We start from the raw sequence: 21,262 nt of genomic DNA on the forward strand, positions 1-21,262 counted from the left end.
TCAGTTGTTGCCGGTGCCCGTGCCGCCGCCGTCCTCGCCGCCGCCGCCACCTTCCGGCGGTGGCGGCTCGGTCGTGGGCGCCGCCGGGGTGGTGGTGGCCGGCTCGGTCACGGGCGGCGTTGTCGTCTTGTCCGGGGTCGGGGACGTGGACGTCGAGGCCGACGTCGACACCGACTTGCTGACGGACGGCTTCTGGGTGGGCTTCTGGGTGTTGGCCGGCGGGTTCACCGGGCGGGGGGCCGCGGTCGTCTCGGTGGGCTCCACCGGATCTTCGGTTTCGTCGTCGGCTGTGGTCGACTCGGTCGGCACGATGGTGTTCGGCTTCTGGTCCGCGTCGGCGTCGCCGCTCTGCAGGGCGATGGCCAGGGCCAGACCGCCGGCCAGGATGAACAGGCCGATCACGGTGAGCAGGACGGCGAGCTCGTTCTTCGTGCGGCCGCGCTTGCGGGGCGGGGCCTGCATCGGCGGTGCGGCTTCGAGCAGGTTGCGCTGGCCCGGCATGGTGCGGCGGGGCGCGGCCGGGCTCATCGGCCTGGTCAGCGAGGTGCCGCTCATCGACGTGCCGGTCTGTCCGAGGCCGGCGCCGGTCAGGCCCGCACCGCCCAGGCCCGCTCCGGCCACGCCGGCACCGCCCAGGGTTGTGCCGGTGGTCGACGGGCCGTGCATCGTCGGGCGGCGCAGGGCCGTGCCCGTCATCGAGGTGCCGGTCTGCGAGCGCCAGTCCAGAGTGCCGGCGGCGGCCAGTGCGGCCACGGCGAACTCGGCGGCGTCGGCGAACCGGTCCTCCGGGTGCTTGGCCATCGCGCGGCTGATCAGCTCGCGGACAGCCGGCGGCACGGTGGTCTCCGGCAGCGGCTCCGGGTCGTCCTCCAGGTGACGCAGCGCCACCTGCAGAGCGTTGTCACCGTCGAACGGTGGGTGGCCGGCCAGGCAGTGGTAGGCGACCGCGCCCAGCGCGTACACGTCGGTGGCCGGGGTGACGTTGCCCTTGGCGACCTGCTCGGGCGCCATGTACAGCGCGGTGCCGACGATCGCGTTGAGCCCGGTCACGCTGGTCACGGCGGCGGAGCGGGCCACGCCGAAGTCGACCAGGATCACCGTGCCGTTGGGCTTGACGATCAGGTTGCCCGGCTTGACGTCGCGGTGCACGGTGCCGTTCTCGTGGGCGGCGTGCAGGGCCTCGGCCGCCTGCGCCACGATCGACATGGTCTCGGCGACACCCAGGCGGCCCTGCTCCTTGAGCCGGGCCGAGAGCGGCTCGCCGTCGACGTACGCCATCACGAGGTACGCGCAGTTGTCCTCGTCGTTGACGTCACCGGCGCTGTAGTCGTACACCTCGACGACGCCGGGGTGCCGGAAGGCAGCCATCATCCGCGCCTCGCCGTAGAAGCGGGCGGCGAACTCCGGGTCGGACAGCATGGCGCTGCGCAGCACTTTGACGGCGATCGTGCGGCCGAGCACCACGTCGGTGCCGCGCCACACGTCGCCCATGCCACCCGTGGCGATGCGCTCGTCCAACCGGTAGCGGTTGTCCAGGAGACTTCCCGAACTGAGCACCAGCGGACCTATCTACTCGGGTGTCGCCACGGACGGATGACGCGGAACGGAGGCCCGGCTGCGAGCCGGGGCCAACTGTACAGATTCACGTCACCTCCAGGCGAGGTCGGTCGGTCGCCGGCCGGGCGTGGTGCCGGCTCATCGGCGGGTCAGTGGCGGCACCGTCCGGCCCGCCGCGGAGTCGGTGATCAGCTGGCCGAGGCGCCGTTGCCGGGTTTCCTCCCGTTTGGCGCTGACCACCCAGTGCACGGCAGCCCGGCGGTAGGACGCGGGCTGCGCCGAGAACCAATTCCATGCCGCCTCCTCGCCCTCGAACCGGGCAGTCTGCTCAGCGTCGAGCACCGCGTCCGCGGGCTGCTCGTACGAATACGCCGCCACCCGTTCGGGCTTGCGGGACTCGAAGGCGTGCAGCCCGGCCGGGTGCATCTGCCCCGCCGCGGTCAGCTCGGCGATCTTGGCCACGTTGACCGCGCTCCACACGCTGCCCTTGCGCCGCGGAGTGAACCGGACCTGGTAGCGCTCGTCGTCGATGCGGCGCCCGATGCTGTCGATCCAGCCGAAGCACAACGCCTGCTCGATCGCCTCGGTGTGCTGCACCGTCGGCCGGCCGGTGTGCTTCTTGTAGTAGCCCACCAGCAGCTCGGGCGCGTCGGCGTGATGCTCCAGGAACCAGGCACGCAGCTCCGACGCGTCGGCGAAGAACACGGGCTCCATGGCGAAGAGCCTAGGCGCGGGGCCCGACAGAAAACAGCGACCGCCGGGCGGCAAAGGGCTCCGTCCGGCGGCCGCCGCCGGTCAGTTGTCGTAGGTCGGTGTGACCACTACCACCGCGTCGGGCTCGGACTCGGCCAGCTCCAGCTGCTCGTTCTCCGCCTGGCGCTCCAGCGCGGCCCGGGCGGTGGTCGCGGCAGCCCAGCCCAGCGCGACACCGAGCAGGCCGGCGCCGATGAGCAGGCCCCAGGGCAGGCCCGGCTTGCGGCCGGCCAGCGCGTTCGCGGCCAGGTTGGCGCGCTCGTACGCCTCGTCGCTCACCTCGGCGAGCTTGGCAGCGGCCTTGTCGGCCAGCTTGCTGCTCTTCTTGCCCGCCTTGCCGGCGAGCTTGCCGCTCTGCTTGCTCGCCTTGTCAGCGAACTTGGTGGCGGTGGCCGCGGCGACTGCCGCCTTGGCGCTGGCCAGGTCGGCGGTGTGCTTGCCGGCGTCCTTGGCGCTCTCGCCGGCGCCCGCCATCGCGGACGACAAGTAGTCCCAGGCCTGCGCGGCTGTGCGCTCGGCAGTGTTCTTACGAGAGAGCATCTCCTCGGTACCTCCTGCGATCGCCGGTGCCGGCGGGTGGGTCGTCGACTTGTCGAACGTGCCCAAGCGCCACGAAAGGCAAACGTACCGGTGAACGGGCGACGTCAGTCGGATGTGGACAGCGTCACGTCGGATAAAACGGTGGACATCGCTGGGTACGCTTGCGTCGGTTCACACGGGGCACACAGGTGCCTGCCAGGTTCACGCACTACGGTTCGAGCAGTTTCACCGAACCCGACGGGGGTATTCATCGCGGCCCCCGACGACAGCGGCATCAGGTACGGCCGCCGTCGTGCAGAGGAGCAGACGCTCGGGGCATCCCGGGCGGGTGGAGGTAGTGGCGTGACGCTGTCGATAACGACGTCGACACTCCCCGCAGGGGTGGTGGAGATCTCCCCAGCGGGTGAGATCGACGTCGAGAACGCGTACGAGATCAAGGACGCCGTGGCGGGTCAGCTCGCCGCCGGCCGTCCCGAGCGCATCGAGCTCGACATGCACGGCGTGACCTTCATCGATTCCGTGGGCATCAGTGCCCTGGTCGCGGCGTTCCAGCTGGCCAGCGTCAGTGGCGTCAAGCTGGTCGTCACGCGTCCCAGCCGGTTCGCGCACCGCCAGCTCTGGGTCACCGGCCTGCTCGGCCTGTTCGGCGCACCCCAGCCGTGCGCGGATTGCGACGAGCCTTCTCATCAGCCCCTCGTGTCCGGCGCCTGACCGCGAGTGATCATGGAAGTTAAGCCTTCCTGAGGCGGCTTGTCCGGGTGCTCGGCGGTAGGGGATAGTGCCCTGCGTGGCGAAACTTCCGATGGGCACCGCCATCCTCCGGCGATATGTGCTGATCGGCGCCATCGGCCAGGGCGGTGTCTCGACCGTCTACTCGGCCGTCGACGCCCGCCAGGGTCGCAAGCTGGCGGTGAAAGTGCTGGCCCCGAGCCTGGCCGACGACATGCAGGCCCGCGAGGACGTACGGCGCGAGGCGCTGATCACCGACCGGCTGCGGCACCCGAGCGTGCCCCGGGTCTTCGAGTACGGCGAGGCGCCGCTGCCCGACGGCAGTGTGGTGCCGTACGTGGTGCTGGAGTTGCTGGCCGGGGTGCCGCTCACCGAGCGGCTGGCCCGGGGGCGGCTGGAATGGCCGGAGGCTGTGCGGATCGCCGCTACGGCCGCTGACGTGCTGGCCGTGGCGCACCGGCGGGGCGTGGTGCACCGGGACCTGACCGCCCGCAACATCATGGTCAGCCCGGCCGGCATCAAGATCATCGACTTCGGCCTGGCCACGGCCGCGCTGCGCACCGGCGACTCCGGCGCCCACCCGGTCCTGATCCGTCGCAGCGCCTCCCGCGAGGCCCCCGCCCGCGGCGCGGTACTCCACGGCGGCGGCGGCCCCAGGCACGGTGCCCCTAGGCATGGTGCTCCGGATCACGGTGTCGCCCGTCACGCTGACCCGGCCCGAGGAGCGGCAAGGCACAGCGACCTGGACCGCGACGGCGACGCGAACGCCCTGCCCTCGCATCCCAAGACGGCGTTCGCCCGCCCGGCCGACGACGTCTACACCCTGGGCGTGCTTCTCTACGAGATGCTGACCGGTCGTTCCCCGTACCCTCCGGCGGTCGCGGCCATGATCGTGGCCGCCGGCCGGGTCGGTCACCTCGCGCCGACCCCTGTCCTGGCCATCCCCGGCCTGCCGCCGCCGCTGCGCGATCTGGTCCGCGCCTGCATGGCGAAGCGCCCCGAGGACCGCCCACTGAGCGTCGACGTCGCCCTGGACCTCTGGCGGATCCTGGACGGCGTCACCCTGCCCGAGCCCTCGGTCAACTGACGCCGCAGCTAGATCGCCGGCGTCTGCACGACGATCGACTCGAGGTTGAACTTCACGTCGGTGGCCTCGGCCGGTGAGCGGATCGGGGTGACCACCGCGAAGCCTTCGGCCAGCGCCGCCAGGTCGGTTCCCGGTTCCAGCGGCTCGTCGGCGGCCTGCACCGCGGTGCGGACGAAGCCCTCGCCGGCCTCCGCGATGCTCATCTGCACCTGACCGAATCTGGCCAGGGTGGCCCGGCGCAGCCCGCGGATGCCGTCCACGTGCAGGTCCGGCACGTTCAGGTTGAGCACCGTGCCCGGCGGCGTGTGGGTCAGTGTGGGCAGCAGTTTCATCGCCAGGCCGGCGGCGCTGTCCCAGTGCCGGTTCTCGTCGTCGGCGTGTTCCAGGTCGGCGATGGCCTGGCCGCCGCTGGCCGCGGTGCCGTTGGCCGGGGAGAGCACGTCCAGGGAGACGGCGAGGCCGTGCAGTCCCGCGTGCGAGGCCGTCAGGGTGGCGCCGACCGTGCCGGAGTGCACGACCGCCGCGCCCGCGTTGGCGCCGCGGTTGATGCCGGACAGGACGATCTGCGGGGGCGGGCCGAAGGCGCTGCGCAGGGCGAGCAGCACGATGAAGGCGGGGGAGGCCGCCACCGCGTACGCGGGCACGTTGCGCACCCCGGGCAGCTCCCGCTGCGACACCACGATCTTGCCGTTCTTCTCCACCGCCGTCATGGCGGCGCTGGTGCCGCTGGCCTCGGTCAGCGGCGCCGCGACCACGATGTCGAGGCCCTGGCGGGCGGCGGCCCGGGCCAGGTGGCGCAGCCCGGGCGCGTCGATCCCGTCGTCGTTGGTGATCAGGATCCGTGGCGTCGTCATACCGGCACCTTCGTGTCGACGGGCGTCAGTCTCACCCGCTCGGTCAGCACCTGGACGGCGTCGATGCGTCCGGTGCCGAGCCCGTGGCGGGTCACGTTGAGGGCGCCGGCCGCGGCGCCCGTCCGTACGGCGTCACACAGCGTGCCGCCCTGGGCGAGCACCGCCGCTACTCCGGCGGTCATCGAGTCGCCGGCCCCGCGGGACTCGGCGGCGATCATCTTCGGCATGTCGACCTCGTACACCTGGTCCTCGATCAGGGCCAGCGCGCCCTCGTCGGCCCGCGAGACGAGCGCCATCTCGGCCCCGTCGTCGTGCAGTTTGTGCAGCGCGCGGGTCAGCGACTCGGTGGAGCCGTCCTTGACCATGCCGTCGCGGATGAGTTCCTCGTGGCTGACCTTGACCACGTGCGGGCGGGCTTCGAGCGCGGCGGCGAGGTGGGCCGCGGACAGGTCGACGATGACCTTGCAGCCGTTGGCGCCCAGGTCGGTGGCGAGCCGCCGGTAGATGTCGGCGGGCACGACGGACGGGTGGGCGGGCCCGCTGAGCACGGCGATGCCCGCCCGCAGCCCTTCGGCGAGCGCGAGGCTGTAGAGCTCGTCCATCTCGTGCCGCGACAACGGCTGGCCCGGGTCCTCGGCCAGCTCCTGGCGCTGGCCGCTGCGCCGGTCGTGGACGTACCAGCCGGTGCCGGAGTCGCGCTTGATCGTCTTCAGCGTCACGCCGTGGAACTTCAGCAGCGGCTCCAGCACCCGCCCGACCTCGCCGCCGGTGGCCGAGCAGAGGGTGACCTGGGCCCCCAGCAGCGTGATCATCCGGGCCTGCCAGACGCCCTGCCCGCCCGGGTGCACGTGCAGCTCCGCCTTGTCGTGCTGCTGCTCGAGCGTCACGGTCAGCTGGGGCGCAGGCACGAACACCATGACGCCTTTGTGGCTCATGAGCACAGTCTTGCGGACGGGCCCCCGCCGCCGGGCGTGATCGCTGATTTAGCCGGTCGGCTTGATTCCCAGCACGGCGCCGTTGGCTCCCGGCGCGTCGAAGCGAACCGTACGGACCTGACCGAAGCCCGCGCCGGTCAGCCAGTCGGCATACTCCGCGTCCGAGTAATTGCGTCCGCCCACCGTCTCGACCAGCATGTTCATCCCCATCAGGGCGGCCGGGGCGGGTCCGGTGCGGTCCGCGTCCAGCAGCAGCTCGGAGATGATCACCAGGCCGCCGGCCGGCAGGGCCGCGTAGGCCTTGGCCAGCAGCTCCCGGTTGGTCGCCTCGTCCCAGTCGTGCAGGATCATGCTGAACAGCACCGTGTCGTGACCGCCGGGGAGCGCGGCGTCGGCGAGGAAGTCGCCGGCCCGGGTGGTGATCCGGTCGGCCAGTCCGGCCAGCTCGATCTTGCCCGCGGCGATCTCGCAGACATGCGGGAGATCCAGCACGGTGGCGGTCAGGTCCGGCTGCTGCCGGCAGAGCTCAATCGGGTACGCCCCGGAGCCGCCACCCACGTCCAGCAGCCGCTGCCGCCCGGCCAGGTCCACCGCACCGCCCAGCGCCCGCGCGGTGAAGATCGACGTGGAGTACATCGCCTCCCAGAACGTGGCCAGCAGTTGCGGGTCGGCGGTGGTGAACATCGACTCCTGGGTGTCCGGATCCCAGGTCAGCGGCCGGTCGGTACGCAGCGCCTCGCCGATGCGGTGCCACGGCAGATAGGTGCGGTGGTCGCAGTAGGTGACCTGCCCGCCGAAGTAGTACGGCTTGCCGCGGACCAGGAACTCCTCGGCCAGCGCGGTGTTGCGGTAGCCGTCGCCGGCGCGTTCCAGCAGCCCGAGCGAGGCGCAGGCGGTGAGCAGCAGGTCGGCCGGGCGATCGGGCAGGCCCAGTTCCTGCTCGGCGGCCGCGACGGTCAGGGTGCGGCCGCCCGCGAGCCGGGTGAACAGGTCGAGCTCGACGGCGGCGGCGAAGGTCTTGAAACTCCAGAAGCCGGTGACGAGGTCCATCAGGGGTGTCGGCGTCAACATGACGCAGATCATGGCAAAGGGGCGCTCGCGGCGCGCCCGGGCAGTTATCGGGCAGCGGCCTCGGTCAGCTCGCGCAGCGGCGTGACCAGCGACGGGTCGCTGCGCAGCAGGTCCTCCAGGCGGACCCGCCACCGGCCGGCCTCGATGTCGGCGGTGAACCGGTCGCTGTCGCTGCTCTGCACCGACGCCTCGAGCAGGCGCTGGCGGGTGTTGGCCAGTTCGCCGTACATCTCGGTGCCGAGGCGGCTGAGCACCCGGCCCGCGTACGCGTCGTAGCTCGGACCGGCGGCCATCCGGACGAATGCGCGGGCGGCCTCCCAGGCCACCCGGGGCTGGTGGATGACGGATTGCGTCATGGCGATCCCCTCTGTGGTTGGCGTCACAAGGAGTGTAGGAGCCGGACGCCTTCCGGGGGATGCTTCGAACGGCTTGCTACCAACCGGCCGGGGTGCACGGGCCGCCCGCGCCGACCGGTTCGACCTGCAATGTCGCGTGATCGATGGCGAAGTCGTGGTGGAGAGCCTCCCGCGCGGTGGCCAGCACCGTGCCGAGTTCGGCGGTGGGCTCCAGGCTCAGGTGGGCCGAGGCGACGTCCATGCCCGAGGTCAATGTCCAGACGTGCAGATCATGGACGTCGCAGACGCCCGGTACGGCGGCCAGTCGCGACCGCACGTCGCCCACGTCCAGGCGCTCGGGGGCGGCCTGCACCAGGATGCGGACCGCGGCGCGACCCAGGGCGAAGGTGCGGGGCAGGATCGACAGAGCCACGACCACGGCGACGATCGGGTCCGCGTACGACCAGCCGGTGACCGCGATGATCGCGGCCGCGACGATGACGCCCGCCGAGCCCAGCAGGTCGCCGAGCACCTCCAGATACGCCCCGCGGACGTTGAGGCTCTCCTTGGCCCCGGCCCGCAGCAGCAGGAAGGCGACGATGTTGATCAGCAGACCGCCGGTCGCCACGATCAGCATCGCGCCGGCCGGCACGTGCGGAGGATCGGAGAAGCGCCGCACGGCCTCGATGAGCACGTAGATCGCGACACCGGTCAGCAGCAGGGCATTGGCCAGGGCGGCCAGCACCTCGAGCCGGTAGAGCCCGAAGGTGCGCTGCGAGTCGGTGGCGGCCCGGCCGGCGGCGTGGATCGCGGCCAGGGCCATCGCGATGCCGAGCACGTCGGTGAACATGTGCCCGGCGTCGGAGAGCAGGGCCAGTGAGCCGGTGGACAGCGCGGCTGCCGCCTCGACCAGCATGAACGCGGCCAGCAGCCCGGCCGCCCACCACAGGCGGGTGCGGTGCCGCTCGCCGGCCCGCAAGGCCTGGCCTCCGTGGTCGTGCCCGGCTCCCATGAGCCCTACCTTCCGTCGCCGCGCTGGGCCTCGGCCAATATATGTTCACATCGCTATGTATGCAACTTGAACTTGAATGCCATTCCGCGGGTACAGAGGGGTGCCAGAAAGTTCCCGCCTGGAAGGAATCACCCCTTGTCCAGAGGCACTCTCGCACTCGTCACCACGGCAGCCCTGGCCGTGGTGCTCGGCGCCGCTCCCGCCGAGGCCGCCCACCGCGGTGGCTCCCTGCAGTCCACCATCCAGCTGCCGGACGGCTTCCAGCCGGAGGGCATCGCGATCGGCAAGGCCCCGTACGCGTACTTCGGCTCCCGGGTGGACGGTGACATCTACCGGGCCAGCCTGCGCACCGGCCGCGGTGAGGTCATCAGCCAGGGCCCCGGCACGCAGTCGCTCGGTCTCAAGATCGACAACCGGGGGCGGCTCTTCGTCTCCGGCGGCAGCGGCGGCAACGCCCGCGTGATCAACGCCGCCACCGGTGCGGTGCTGAAGTCGTACACGCTGCAGACCGTCCCGTCGTTCATCAACGACGTGACCCTGACCGGTGGCGCCGCCTGGTACACCGACTCCACCAACCCGGTGCTGTTCAAACTGCCGCTGGGCCGGCACGGCAAGCTGCCCGCCGAGGCGGTCCGCGTGCCGCTGACCGGCGACATCACCTACCAGACCGGCAACAACGCCAACGGCATCGCGCCGACCCCCGACCGCCGGGGGCTGATCATCGTGCAGTCCAACACCGGCAAGCTTTTCCGTACGTCGTACAGCGGGCGCACCACCGAGATCGACCTCGGCGGCGAGTCCGTGCCCAACGGTGACGGCCTGTGGCTGCGCGGCAGCACCCTCTACGTGGTGCAGAACCGGCTCAACGTGATCACCCGGATCCAGCTCGACAAGCGCGCCACCAAGGGCACGGTGGTCAGCCGCACCACCGACCCGCGCTTCGACGTGCCCACCACCATCGCGGAGTACGGCAAGTACTTCTACCTGCCGAACGCTCGCTTCACCACGCCGGCCACGCCGGAGACCGAATACACCGCGGTAGGGGTCAAGCGCCCCTAACGAGTCGCACCGTGCCAGTCGCGGGTCCCCACCGTCGTGAGGCGCTGGGTGGCCCGCGACAAGGCCACGTACAGGGTCCGGGTGCCGCTGGCGTCGACCGCGATCTCGGCCGGCTCGACCAGCACCACCGCGTCGTACTCCATGCCCTTGGCCTGCAACGCGGTGACCACCTGGATCCGCTCGGGCAGACCGGCCACCCACCCGGCCATCTCGTCGCGGCGCAGCACCGGCGTGATCACGCCGATGGTGCCGTCGACGTCGGACAGGTGCTTCTCGGCCGCCTCGCGGACCGCCTCCGGCAGCTGCGCGGCCCCCACGACCAGGTCCACCGGCTCCACCCCGGTGCTGCGTACCGCCGAGGGCAGCGGCAGGTCCGGCATGATCGTGAGGATGACCCGGGCGGCGACCGCGAAGATCTCCGACGAGTTGCGGTAGTTCGTGGTCAGCGAGTACGTGTTGCGGCGCCGCGAGCCCAGCGCCCGGTCGCGGGCCCGGTCCAGCTCCTCGGCGTCGCCGGACCAGGCGGTCTGCGCCGGGTCACCGACGATCGTCCAGGACGCGTACGCGCCGCGCCGGCCGATCATCCGCCACTGCATCGGGGTCACGTCCTGCGCCTCGTCCACCACCACGTGGGCGTAGTCGCGGTAATCCTCGTCGCGGACGATCTGCGCGCGGCTCAGCGCCTGGCGGTCGGCGAACGTGCTGACCTCCTGCACCCCGTCGCGGACGTGGAACGGGTTGTTGCGGTTCCTCTTCGCCGGCTGCCGCGGGCGGCCCATCAGCTCGTCCAGCTCGTCCAGCAACGCCACGTCGGCGATCGTCGGCCCGTGCTCGGCCAGCCCGTCGAACGAGCCCTGCAGCAGCGCGATCTCCTCGCGGGCCAGCAGCCCGTTGGCGTACCCCCGCAGCCGGGCGGGCTCGGCCAGCCAGCGCAGCACCCGCATCGGGGTGAACCGAGGCCACCACGCCCGCAGGAAGTCCCGGAAGTCGGTGCGGTCGGCCAGCTCGGCCTCGAACTCCTGCTTCTCCGGCAGCGTCTTGACCGAGCCCTTGGCCTGCGTCCACAGCGCGTCGAAGATCCGGTCGAAGCCGGTGCCCCGGACCTCGTTGCGGCGCGCGCCCCGCGGCAGCGCCTTGCGCCGGATCCGCTCCAGGTCGGCGGAGTCCAGGCGCAGCAGGGCACCGCGGTAGAGAAGGCGCAGCTCGGTCGGGGCGCCCGGCACCGCGTCGTGCGAGGCGCGCTCCAGCACCCGGCGCATCCGCAGCGAGCCCTTGAGCGCGGCCACCGCGGTCGGGTCGGTGCGGGTGGCGTCGTACCCGGCGACCAGTGAACCGAGCGAACGCAGCGTCGCGGTGTCCTCGCCCAGCGACGGCAGCACCGTGGCGATGTAGTCGACGAACACCCCGGACGGGCCGACCACCAGGATGCCGCCGCCGGCGAACCGGCTGCGGTCGGAATAGAGCAGGTACGCCGCCCGGTGCAGCGCCACCGCGGTCTTGCCCGTGCCCGGACCACCGGTGACGATCGTCACACCGGAGGCGGGGGAGCGGATCGCGTCGTCCTGCTCCCGCTGGATGGTGGCGACGATGTCGCGCATACCCCGGCCGGTCGCCTTGGAAAGACTGGCCAGCAGCGCGCCGTCACCGACCACCCGCATGTCGGCGGGAGCGGCCTCCGGGTCGAGCAGGTCGTCCTCGATGTTGGTGACCCGCTCGCGCGCCGACTGGATCATCCGGCGCCGCACCACACCCAGCGGATCGGCCGGCGTGGCCCGGTAGAAGGCCGCCGCGGCGGGCGCACGCCAGTCCACGACCAGCGACTGCGACTCCTCGTCGCGGATGCCCATCCGGCCCACGTAGTGCACGGCGCCGCTGGTCAGGTCCAGGCGGCCGAAGACCAGGCCCTCGTACTCGGCGTCCAGGGCGTGCCGGCGGCGGGCCCGGTGGAACACCATGGCGTCCCGCTCGACCAGGGCGCCGAAGGTGCCGACGCCGGCCAGCTGATAGCCCTCCTTCTCGGCCCGGGACGCGTCCTGGCGCAGGTCGGCGAGCCGGGCGTACACCCGGTCGACGTGCTGCTGCTCGACGGCGATCTCCTGCTGCAGGACGGTGGCGTCGCTCAAGTCCGTTGTGCTCCCCGCTGGTGCTCCGCGTGCTCTTGCCGCCGCCCGGCACCGGCGCCAGGGGGCAATCGAACTTACTCCTGTTGCGGCACCTGCGTCGACGGCGGCACGCCCTTCCGCGGCCGGGACCGTCGCGGCACGCCCCTTCCGCGGCCGGGGCCGTCGGGTTCGCGTCGGAGCGCCTCGGCCGGTCGGATCAAGCCGCCTGGTCGTAGCCGGTGCGCCGGGCGGGGGCCGGCGCGCGGCTCGGGGTGCTCTTCGCTGCGCGGTCGACGACGGCGAGCAGGGCGGCGGAGACCTCGGCCGGGCGTTCCATCATGAGCATGTGGCCGGCGCCCTCGAAGACGGTCAGCTCGGTGCCCGCGAGAGCCCCGGCGATCGACTCGGCACACGGCGGCGGAGTGAGCCGGTCCCGGTCGCCGACCAGCGCGGCGGCGGGCACGTCACCGAGCGCGGCCAGGGTGTCCAGCCGGTGCTGGGCGCCGACCGAGGCCCGGAAACCGCCGATGGACCGCAGCGAGGCCCGCCCGAACGCCGACATGGTGACCTCCAGGTCGCCGGGCTCGTAGTCGTCGCCGAAGAGCAGCCAGCGCACGGTCGGACGCAGTACGGGCAGCATCGCGTTGTGCGGGCGCCAGGCGCCGAGCCGGGCCAGCAGACCGGCACCGGCCTCCTCAGCGGCCCGCAGGACCGGCGTGATGGTGGTGGGCAGGCCGTAACAGGTGTGGGTGGCGCCCTCGGCGGTGGTCGAGACGAAAACCAGCCCGGCCACCCGCCCAGCGAACTCCTGCGGATACGAGTCGGCGAACTCCATGATCGTCATGCCGCCCAGCGAGTGCCCGACCAGCACGATCGGCCCGGCCGGGGCGTACTCCCGGAGCACCTCGGCGAGATCGTCACCGAGCTGGGCCAGCGTGGCCGAGCGCAGCCGGGTCGGGGAGGAACGGCCGTGCCCCCGCGCGTCGTACGCGACCACCCGGGCGTCGACCTGCTCCAGCGCCTTGCTCTGGTGATGCCAGGTCCGCCGGTCGAGACACCAGCCGTGCAACAGCACCACGGTCACCGGCGCGTCGGCCGGGCCACTGGTCTCGACATGCAGCCGTACGCCATCGGCGAGGGTGAGCTCCGACCGCTCGGACATGGGCACCTCCGTGATTCGCACGGCCCCGTTGTACCCACGGGTAATAAGCATCACGCGCGAAAGACCGAATTGCCAGACCCATGGAAGATCTTGCGCCGACCGGCCCGTCCCAGTCGGTGGGCGGAGCGACGTGATCTGCCTCGCACAGGCTGTCCCCGGCTGGTCACTCGTAGAGAATCAGAGCCATGACGGCTTCCTCACCTGCGGAACAGGCAGCGCCGGTGCACCCGGCGGCCGCCTCGAGTTCATCGACCATGGTCGGAGCGGTCCCGGCCGCGGGGCCCGCGCCTGCGACAGTCGCCGACCGCCCGGACGCCCCGGCGCGGATCGTGCGGCCGGATGACGCGCTCGCGGAGCTGATCGCCGGCAACCGCCGGTTCGTCAGCGGCCGGCCGCTGCACGGCCACGACGTGTCGGCTGCTGCGGCGGCGTCCGGTGGGCAGCTCCCGCACGCCGTGGTCCTGGGCTGCATCGACTCGCGGGTGCCGCTGGAAGCGATCTTCGACCAGACATTCGGCTCGATCTGCGTGGTCCGCTCCGGTGGTCACGTGGTCGACCACGCGGTGCTCGGCTCGGTCGGCTTCGCCGTGTCGGCCCTCAACGTGCCGTTGATCATGGTGCTGGGCCACGTTCGGTGCGGCGCGGTGGACGCTACGGTGACCGCCCTGCGGGCGGGGGACCGCCCGGACGGGGACGTGGGGTATCTGGTGGATGAGATCGAGCCTGCGGTGCGGGCGGTCGGGCTGGATGATCCCGAGGTGACGGCCAAGGCTATGCGGGCTCATGTGGCGCGGACGGTGCAGCGGATGCAGGACGTGGCGGGGGTGCCGGCGGCGATTGCTGCGGGGAAGGTCGGGGTCGCGGGGGCGGTCTACGACCTCGACACCGGGCTGGTCGAGCTGCTCAGCTGATTGGGCCGTGGGTCGTGGCTGGCTGCACTCCGTAGCGCTCGCAACGGCAGCGACCGGTGAGGTCGTTCTGGTCTCCGTGGGTTGGCTGCGCCACGCCGGCCCGGCCCCGTCGCCCGAGCGCGCCCGGGCGCCCTGGCCACCTCACCCTTGCGGGCGACGTCGGCCGGGCCACCTCGCCCGGGCCAGGCCTGGCGCCGTCGTGCCCGTTTCGTCGGCCCGTGGTCTGGGCTGCGTCGTCCTGGCCTGGCCATCGGTGGCCTCGGCTGACGGCCGCCATTGCGCGCTGCCTTGCCGCCCGAGTGACCACGCAGCCCCCGGCGCGCTGATCAACTTGTCGTGATCTTCAGTGGGCGCAAAAAGGCGCTCCCCGGACCTCGTGGTCTGGAGAGCGCCTTTGTAGCGGGGTTGCTCAGCTCTCGAAGACGCCGGCGTCCGCGAGGCGCTTCTCGGTCGCGCCCCAGCCGTGCTGCGGGAACGAGGCGTCCAGGCCCTCGATCTCGGCGCGGATCTTGGCGCCGTGGCCGGCGGCCGCGAGGGTGCGGATCTCCTCGACGAAGGCGTCCGAGTCGGTGCGGAGGTGGTTGGTCTTGCCGTTGGTCAGGTTACGCACGTAGGCGAAGCGCCCTTCGGCGAGCGGGATGAGGTACTTGAACTCACCCAGCACGCTCAGGGCCCCGCCCTGACCGGCCTGGCCGGCGCGGACTGATGCGCGGGCGGTCTTTGAGGTGTTGCTGGCCACGGCGGTACTCCTAGCTAGGTATTCCTCGGCAAAGTTGTCGGCAGAAAATGCCGCAGCCAGCCTACACGAACCCGGCATGGCCGTGCCGCCGGACGGGGTTCGGCCGTTAGGTCAGGTGTGCCTCGACGGCCATTCACATGTCGATATTGCGGTTTCTCTGGCGCACCATCCGTACCACCCGGCATCATGGAGCACGATCAACCGCGGTCGAGGTCGTAGGGGAAGACGCACCTCGGTCTCCGGGAGGTCACCGTGCCAACGTGTGGCGTCGTATACGTCCACTCGACTCCACTCGCCGTGTGCCAGCACGTCGAGTGGGCGATCGCGCGCGTCCTGACCGCGCCGGTCAATCTGCACTGGACGGCGCAGCCGGTAGACCCCGGCATGCGGCGTTCCGAGTGCAGCTGGACCGGACGGCCCGGGACTGGCGCCGAGCTGGCTGCTGCCCTCCGGCAGTGGCCCATGATCCGTTTCGAGGTCACCGAGGAACCGAGCCCCGGAGTCGACGGGGAGCGTTTCATGCACGTCCCGGGCCGCGGACTGTTCCGCGGCACCATCGGGGCGTCCGGTGACATCCAGATCGGTGAGGATCGGCTGCGGGCCATCATGGCCGCGGCCAAGGCTCCGGAGGCGCTCTCGCATGCCCTGGAGAAGGCGCTGGGCACAGCGTGGGACGCCGAGCTTGAGCCGTACCGGTACGCCGGTGACGGTGCGCCGGTCACCCTGCTCACCCGGGTGGGCTGATCCAACGCCAGGAGTGGTCCTGCGTCATGTGGCTGGATCATGGCCGGGGAACCGGGCCGGTTACCTGCTGATAGCTGCGGGCGGGCACCCGCCGTGATAGCTGCGGGCGGTCACCCGCCGACTGCGGGGGCTGGGCGCTGGCCTACGCCGTTCCTCGCCAGCGGGACGTTGTCCTGGCGAGGCCCTACCTCGCCGACTGACCGCCTGCTGGTCAGCCGCTGGCTTCGCAGCCCGGTCGAGCGCCGACTTCCCGTCGACCTTGCCGTTCGGGCCGGAAGTCGGCCCGACCTTTCCCTTAGCGGCACGTCGTTGGTGGGGTCGGCCCGCCCGTTGTCAAGGGGGTGCGCCTGCCCCCGTTCCTGGGGTGGACCGGTTTGTCTACGCGCTCGGGAGCTGATCGAATGACAGCCGTGAAGAGGGCGTTTCGCGTTGCTGTGGCCGTACCCGTGGCTTTGTCTCTGCTGGCCGGGTGCGGCAGCAGTGATGCGCCGCAGCAGCCGCGACCTGCTCCAGCCTCAGCGTCTCCCGCCGCTTCCGCGCCTTCCGTCAGCGCTGCCCCGACCGGCGATCCTGCCGCCCGGGCGCGCGAAGCCGTCAAGACCTTCACCGACGCCCAGCTGGCCGGCCAGGTCCTGATGCCCTATGCCTACGGCGACAAGGCCGACCAGGTAGACGAGACGGCCGCCGCCGGCAACAAGCGGATCGCCGGCGTGGCGACCCCCGCCGAGATGGTCACCAAGTTCGGCCTCGGTGGGCTGATCCTGGTCGCGTTCACCCCGGACGACCCGACCGGCGCCACCAATCCGGCGACGAATGTGGACGATCCGAAGCAGGTGCGGGCGCTGACCGACGGCCTGCAGCGGGTGGCGACCGGCCTGCCCGGCGGCGCGCCGCTGCTGATCGGCACCGATCAGGAGTACGGCGTGGTCACCCGGGTCAAGACCGGCGTGACCCTGCTGCCGTCCGCGATGGCGTTCGGGGCGGCGGGCAGGCCCGAGCTGACCGAGGGCGCCTGGCGGGCGGCCGGCACGGAGCTGGCCGCGATGGGGATCAACCTCGACTTCGCCCCGGTCGCCGACACGCTGGGGCCGCAGGGCAGTTCGGTGATCGGCTCGCGGTCGTTCGGCGCCGACCCGAAGGCGAATGCCGCCCAGGTCGAGGCCGCTGTGCGCGGGATCCAGGGCGCCGGGGTGGCCGCGGCGCTCAAGCATTTCCCTGGTCATGGGCACACCGCGGGGGACAGCCACGACGACCTGCCGGTGGTCGCGCAGAGCCGGCCGAAGTGGGAGAGCGAGGACCGGCCGCCGTTCGCCGCCGGGATCGCCGCGGGTGCCGGCGTGGTCATGTCCGGGCACCTGGATGTCGAAGGCCTCGACAAGGGGGTCGCCGCGACGTTCTCGCGCAAGATCATGACGGATGTCCTGCGGGGTGAGCTGAAGTTCGGCGGGGTGGCGATCACCGACGCCATGAACATGCCGCCCGCGATGAAGTGGCCGGCGGGCGAGGCGGCGGTCCGCGCGCTGAACGCCGGGAACGACATCCTGCTCATGCCGCCGGATCTGGTCGGTGCGCGGGACGGCATCCTGGCCGGGCTCAAGGACGGCAGCCTCAAGCGGGAGCGGCTCGTCGAGGCGGTCACCCGCGTCCTGACGCTCAAGTTCCGTACCGCCGCGCAGGTGCGGCCGGAGCTGTCCGCGCTCGGTTCGGCCGAGCACGTGCGGGCCGTCGGCGCCGCCGACGCGGCCGCGATCACCCTGCTCAAGGGCCCGTGTTCCGGGCCGCTGGTGTCCGGGCCGGTCACGGTCACCGCGTCCGGCGGCCGGGAGGCCGCCCGGATCACCCTGGTCAAGGCGTTGCAGGACGCGGGCGTCAAGGTCCAGGCGGCGGGCGGCACGGTCGTGCACCTCATCGGGTACGGCGACCGGCAGACCGACCTGAGTCCGGACGCGACGATCACTGTCATCATGGACACTCCGCAGCTGCTGGCCGGGTCGCGATCGCCGACGCTGCTTGCGACCTACTCGTCCAGTCCGCTCGCGCTGACGGCCCTGGCCACGGTGCTCGCCGGCAAAGCGGCGGCGCCGGGCAGATCCCCGGTCGCGGTCGGCAAGCTACCGCGCAGCGCGTGCGTCAAGTGAGCCGCCGGAAGCGTCCCGGCGCTGACCCGTGCCGGCGCCGGAAGGCGGTGGCGAAGGCAAACTCGGAGGCGTAGCCGACCCGGTGCGCGACGGTGGCCACAGTGGCGTCCGAGTCACGCAGCAGCCGTGCCGCCACGGTCATCCGCCACCAGGTCAGGTAGGCCAGCGGCGGCCGGCCGACCAGGGCGTTGAAGCGACGGGCGAAGGGCGCCCGGGACAGGCCGGCGTGCGCGGCGAGGGTGGCCACCGTCCAGGGGCGGCCGGGGTCCTCGTGCATGGCGTGCAGGGCGGCGGCGGTCACCGGGTCGCGCAGGGCCGCTGCCCAGCCGGTCGGTGCGGCGGGCTGCTCGGCGTACCAGCGGCGCAGCAGGTAGAGCAGGAGCATCTCCAGCAGCGCGGGCACGACGGCGTCCGTGCCGAGGCGGGGGTGTTCCAGCTCGGCGGTGAGCAGGCCGACGGCGGCGCGCAGTTCGTCGGTGGGGCTCAGGTGGATCACTTCCGGCAGGTCGTGGACCAGCGGGTGGACCTGCGCCGGGTCGATCTCGTACGCGCCGCAGAGCGTGACCACCTCCTGCCCGTGCGGCCGTGTCCCGGGCTCCTCCGCGAACGGATCCGGAGTGCCGGCGCCGGGGACTGACCCCGGACGATTCCATCCGGGCGGCAACGGCGGCGGCCCGCCGATGCCCAGCCCCGAGACATTGATCATGCGGATGGTCGAAGCGTCCGTGCACGGGGCCGGCACGGCGTCCGGCCTGTCGGCGAGGGCGTGCGCACGACCGTGCGGCCGGAACACAACATCCCCGGCGTGAAGCCGAACCGGCGCGGCACCACCGGGTGGAAGCAGCCACGGCGACCCCCGCAGGACCACCTGAAAGCCCATCCCCCCGGGCACCTCGGCGAACTCCTGCGCCCACGGCGCATCCCACCCGAGCAGCATCGACCGCGGCCGCCCGGTCCGCTGCACGGCGAGCACATCACTGAGCACATCCATCGCCGCACCCGCCGAGACGATCGCGAAGGTTTCCAGGACTTGAAAGCATAGGTCGTCCTCACCGACCCGCCTACGGTCGGTGGTCATGAGAGCTGCGCGCATCCACGAGTACGGCGGCCCGGACGTCATCCGCGTCGAGGACATCCCCCAACCGCTCCCGGGACCCGGTGAGGTCCTGATCCGCGTGGCCGCCACGTCTCTGAACCCGACCGAGACGGCGCTGCGTTCCGGCTTGCTCGCAACGATGTTTCCGGTCGTACTGCCGGTAACCGTGGGCTGGGACGTCGCGGGCACCGTCGACGGCGACCCAGTTCTCGGAATGCTCGACGCAGGCGCGGCCGCCGAATTCGCGGTGGCCCCGGCCACGTCCCTGGTCCCAGCCCCCGCCACGGTCCCGCTTGCCGACGCGGCTGCCCTGCCGCTGGCCGGGATGACCGCCTGGCAGACCGTCACCGAACACGCCGCCATCACCCCGGGCGAACGCGTCCTGGTCAACGGCGCAGGCGGCGGCATCGGCGGCTTCGCGGTCCAGCTGGCCAAGCATGCGGGCGCGTACGTGCTGGCCACCGCAAGCCCCCGCAGCGCCGCGACGGTCCGGAGCCTCGGCGTCGACGAGGTGCTCGACTACACCGCCGGCCGGTTGACGGTGGGGGAGCCGGTCGACGCCGTGCTGAACTGCGCGGCGATCGACCCCGCCGCCGCGGCCGCACTCGTTCCCTTGGTCCGGCGGGGCGGCCGGATCATCACGGTTGCCACCCCGATCGAGTCGTCCGCGTCGGTGACCGCCCGGTACATGGTCACCCGCAACGATCCGGCCGACCTCGCCACGCTGGTACGGCTGGTCGACGAAGGCGTGCTGCGGTTGGTGATCACTGACCGCCGTACGCTCGACGACCTGCCGGAGCTGCACCGGCTCGCGGAATCAGGCCGTACCCACGGCAAGATCATTGTGACGCCGTCCCGCTGACCGGGTCAGAGTGGGATGTTGCCGTGCGCGCCGCGGGCCGCCGGCGCCGCGGCCAGGGCTTCCGCGATGCGGCGGCGGGTCTGGTCCGGCGTGATCACGTCGTCGACCACGCCGATCTCCAGGGCCCGGTTGACCCCGCCGGCCGTGTGCAGCTGCTCCTCGACCAGCGTCTCGCGGAGCGCCTCGCGCTCCTCGTGCGGGGCTGCCGCCAGCCGCTTGCGGTGCAGGATGTTCACCGCCGCGCCCGCGCCCATGACCGCGATCTCGGCTGTCGGCCAGGCGAACACGGCCGTGGCGCCCAGCGCGCGGGAGTTCATCGCGATGTACGCGCCGCCGTACGCCTTGCGGGTCACCAGCGTCACCCGCGGCACGACCGCCTCGGCGAACGCGTGCAGCAGCTTCGCGCCGCGGCGGACCACGCCGTCCCACTCCTGGCCGAGACCCGGCAGATACCCGGGTACGTCCACCAGCACGATCAGCGGTACGCCCAGCGAGTCGCACATCCGCACGAACCGGGCGGCCTTCTCCGCACTGGACGCGTCCAGGCAACCGCCGAGGCGCAGCGGATTGTTGGCGATGACGCCGACCGTACGACCACCGAAGCGGCCCAGCGTCGTCGACACGTTCGGGGCCCACTTGGCGTGCAACTCCACGCCGGGCTCGTCGAGCAGCGCCCGCACCACCGGCTTCACGTCGTACGCCCGGTTTGCCTGGGCCGGCATGGCCTGGGCCAGGTCATGGCCCGGCGTGCTGCCCGCCGCGACGTCCGCCGGGGTGAGCCGGCCCTGCCGGCCGAGCAGGACGGTCAGCTTGCGCGCCTCGGCCAGCGCGCTCTCGTCGTCCTTGGTGGTGATGTGCACGACGCCGGAGCGGCGGCCGTGCGGCTCGGGACCGCCGAGGCGTTCCATGTCGACCTGCTCACCGGTGACACTGCGGACCACCTCCGGCCCGGTCACGAAGATCCGGCCGGCCTTGCTCATGATCACGATGTCGGTCAGCGCCGGGCCGTAGGCCGCGCCGCCGGCGGCCGGCCCGAGGACCACGGAGATCTGCGGTACGCGCCCGGACGCGCGCACCATCGCCGCGAAGATCTGCCCCACCCCGTCCAGCGCGACCACGCCCTCGGCCAGCCGCGCCCCGCCGGAGTGCCACAGCCCCAGCACCGGCACCCGCTCGCGGACCGCGGTGTCGATCGCGTCGACCACATGCCGGCAGCCCTCGACGCCCATCGCCCCGCCCATCCGGGTGGCGTCGGTGGCGAAGGCGATCGCCGGCGTGCCGTCGACCTCACCCCGGGCCCACAGCACGCCCGAGTCGTCCGCCGGAGCGAGCAGACGCAGGGTGCCGCCGTCGAACAGCGCCCGCAGGCGAACCTGCGGATCACGGGTGTCGATGGTGGGATCGGCGGGAGATGAGGTCGTGGTCACGGCGCTTCTCCTAACGGTTCACAGCGCGGGGTGAGGAACCGGACCGGTCACCGTGCGGGGTCAAGACCGGATCGCGCGGCGTGAGCACCGGGCCGGTCACCGTGCGGGCGGAAACCGGACCGCGCGAGGTGAGGATCGGCCGGTCACCG

The 21,262-nt window shown here is 72.2% G+C and carries 20 protein-coding genes; 7 read left to right on the forward strand and 13 right to left on the reverse strand.

Features of this window, described 5'->3' with window-relative positions; genetic code table 11:
• The 3 genes from ACQP2Y_RS08715 to ACQP2Y_RS08725 form a co-directional block, all read right to left on the reverse strand.
• Positions 1-1,557 (reverse strand): serine/threonine-protein kinase, encoded by a 1,557-nt coding sequence (locus tag ACQP2Y_RS08715; protein ID WP_433726193.1) that lies wholly within the window; start codon positions 1,555-1,557, stop codon positions 1-3.
• Positions 1,558-1,695: 138 nt separating this feature from the next.
• Positions 1,696-2,271 (reverse strand): YdeI/OmpD-associated family protein, encoded by a 576-nt coding sequence (locus ACQP2Y_RS08720; RefSeq protein ID WP_433726195.1) that lies wholly within the window; start codon positions 2,269-2,271, stop codon positions 1,696-1,698.
• A gap of 81 nt (positions 2,272-2,352) precedes the next feature.
• Positions 2,353-2,850 carry a hypothetical protein gene (locus ACQP2Y_RS08725; RefSeq protein WP_433726197.1) on the reverse strand — a complete coding sequence of 166 codons (498 nt, stop codon included), beginning with the start codon at positions 2,848-2,850 and terminating at the stop codon, positions 2,353-2,355.
• A 342-nt stretch (positions 2,851-3,192) separates the two neighbouring features.
• Here ACQP2Y_RS08725 and ACQP2Y_RS08730 point away from each other — a divergent pair, with 342 nt between their 5' ends.
• Together ACQP2Y_RS08730 and ACQP2Y_RS08735 are read left to right on the forward strand one after the other, a co-directional pair.
• Positions 3,193-3,561: an STAS domain-containing protein gene (locus tag ACQP2Y_RS08730; protein WP_360548518.1), complete on the forward strand. Its 369-nt coding sequence runs from the start codon at positions 3,193-3,195 to the stop codon at positions 3,559-3,561.
• 76 nt (positions 3,562-3,637) lie between these two features.
• Positions 3,638-4,666 (forward strand): serine/threonine-protein kinase, encoded by a 1,029-nt coding sequence (locus ACQP2Y_RS08735; RefSeq protein ID WP_433726199.1) that lies wholly within the window; start codon positions 3,638-3,640, stop codon positions 4,664-4,666.
• A gap of 8 nt (positions 4,667-4,674) precedes the next feature.
• On the opposite strand, the gene surE is transcribed toward ACQP2Y_RS08735, so the two are convergent.
• From surE to ACQP2Y_RS08760, 5 genes are all read right to left on the reverse strand, one after another.
• Positions 4,675-5,520 (reverse strand): 5'/3'-nucleotidase SurE, encoded by an 846-nt coding sequence (surE, locus tag ACQP2Y_RS08740; protein ID WP_360548512.1) that lies wholly within the window; start codon positions 5,518-5,520, stop codon positions 4,675-4,677.
• Positions 5,517-6,455, reverse strand: a complete 939-nt coding sequence (locus ACQP2Y_RS08745; RefSeq protein ID WP_433726202.1) for a 1-phosphofructokinase family hexose kinase — start codon at positions 6,453-6,455, stop codon at positions 5,517-5,519. The genes surE and ACQP2Y_RS08745 overlap by 4 nt, the downstream gene beginning before the upstream one ends.
• Before the next feature lie 48 nt (positions 6,456-6,503).
• Positions 6,504-7,526 carry a methyltransferase gene (locus tag ACQP2Y_RS08750; RefSeq protein WP_433726204.1) on the reverse strand — a complete coding sequence of 341 codons (1,023 nt, stop codon included), beginning with the start codon at positions 7,524-7,526 and terminating at the stop codon, positions 6,504-6,506.
• A gap of 44 nt (positions 7,527-7,570) precedes the next feature.
• Entirely contained in the window at positions 7,571-7,882 is a 312-nt protein-coding gene (locus tag ACQP2Y_RS08755; RefSeq protein ID WP_433726206.1) for a hypothetical protein, read from the reverse strand.
• 76 nt (positions 7,883-7,958) lie between these two features.
• Complete coding sequence (locus ACQP2Y_RS08760; protein WP_360823023.1) at positions 7,959-8,873, reverse strand: cation diffusion facilitator family transporter; 915 nt, start codon at positions 8,871-8,873, stop codon at positions 7,959-7,961.
• Between the two features lie 135 nt (positions 8,874-9,008).
• On the opposite strand from ACQP2Y_RS08760, the gene ACQP2Y_RS08765 reads away from it, so the two are divergent.
• On the forward strand, positions 9,009-9,932 hold the full coding sequence (locus tag ACQP2Y_RS08765) for a superoxide dismutase (protein ID WP_433726208.1): 924 nt from the start codon (positions 9,009-9,011) through the stop codon (positions 9,930-9,932).
• On the opposite strand, the gene ACQP2Y_RS08770 is transcribed toward ACQP2Y_RS08765, so the two are convergent.
• Positions 9,929-12,055: a HelD family protein gene (locus ACQP2Y_RS08770; protein WP_433726210.1), complete on the reverse strand. Its 2,127-nt coding sequence runs from the start codon at positions 12,053-12,055 to the stop codon at positions 9,929-9,931. The genes ACQP2Y_RS08765 and ACQP2Y_RS08770 overlap by 4 nt on opposite strands.
• A gap of 196 nt (positions 12,056-12,251) precedes the next feature.
• Positions 12,252-13,196 (reverse strand): alpha/beta fold hydrolase, encoded by a 945-nt coding sequence (locus ACQP2Y_RS08775; RefSeq protein WP_433726212.1) that lies wholly within the window; start codon positions 13,194-13,196, stop codon positions 12,252-12,254.
• A 185-nt stretch (positions 13,197-13,381) separates the two neighbouring features.
• Between ACQP2Y_RS08775 and ACQP2Y_RS08780 the strand changes: the two genes are divergently transcribed.
• Entirely contained in the window at positions 13,382-14,107 is a 726-nt protein-coding gene (locus ACQP2Y_RS08780; protein ID WP_433726214.1) for a carbonic anhydrase, read from the forward strand.
• 409 nt (positions 14,108-14,516) lie between these two features.
• Here the strand turns inward: ACQP2Y_RS08780 and ACQP2Y_RS08785 are convergent, their stop codons facing one another.
• Positions 14,517-14,846, reverse strand: coding sequence for a hypothetical protein (locus ACQP2Y_RS08785; RefSeq protein WP_433726216.1), 330 nt, complete (start codon positions 14,844-14,846; stop codon positions 14,517-14,519).
• Between the two features lie 252 nt (positions 14,847-15,098).
• Between ACQP2Y_RS08785 and ACQP2Y_RS08790 the strand changes: the two genes are divergently transcribed.
• Positions 15,099-15,590, forward strand: a complete 492-nt coding sequence (locus tag ACQP2Y_RS08790; RefSeq protein ID WP_212991880.1) for a DUF3145 domain-containing protein — start codon at positions 15,099-15,101, stop codon at positions 15,588-15,590.
• A gap of 401 nt (positions 15,591-15,991) precedes the next feature.
• Entirely contained in the window at positions 15,992-17,728 is a 1,737-nt protein-coding gene (locus ACQP2Y_RS08795; RefSeq protein WP_433726218.1) for a glycoside hydrolase family 3 protein, read from the forward strand.
• Here the strand turns inward: ACQP2Y_RS08795 and ACQP2Y_RS08800 are convergent.
• Positions 17,721-18,719 carry an AraC family transcriptional regulator gene (locus ACQP2Y_RS08800; RefSeq protein ID WP_433731840.1) on the reverse strand — a complete coding sequence of 333 codons (999 nt, stop codon included), beginning with the start codon at positions 18,717-18,719 and terminating at the stop codon, positions 17,721-17,723. The genes ACQP2Y_RS08795 and ACQP2Y_RS08800 overlap by 8 nt on opposite strands.
• An 85-nt stretch (positions 18,720-18,804) precedes the next feature.
• Between ACQP2Y_RS08800 and ACQP2Y_RS08805 the strand changes: the two genes are divergently transcribed.
• Entirely contained in the window at positions 18,805-19,686 is an 882-nt protein-coding gene (locus tag ACQP2Y_RS08805; protein ID WP_433726220.1) for an NADP-dependent oxidoreductase, read from the forward strand.
• 5 nt (positions 19,687-19,691) lie between these two features.
• On the opposite strand, the gene ACQP2Y_RS08810 is transcribed toward ACQP2Y_RS08805, so the two are convergent.
• Positions 19,692-21,080 carry an acyl-CoA carboxylase subunit beta gene (locus ACQP2Y_RS08810; protein ID WP_433731842.1) on the reverse strand — a complete coding sequence of 463 codons (1,389 nt, stop codon included), beginning with the start codon at positions 21,078-21,080 and terminating at the stop codon, positions 19,692-19,694.
• Positions 21,081-21,262: the final 182 nt, after the last annotated feature.

This window comes from Actinoplanes sp. CA-051413, assembly GCF_050955795.1.
Lineage (GTDB): Bacteria > Actinomycetota > Actinomycetes > Mycobacteriales > Micromonosporaceae > Actinoplanes.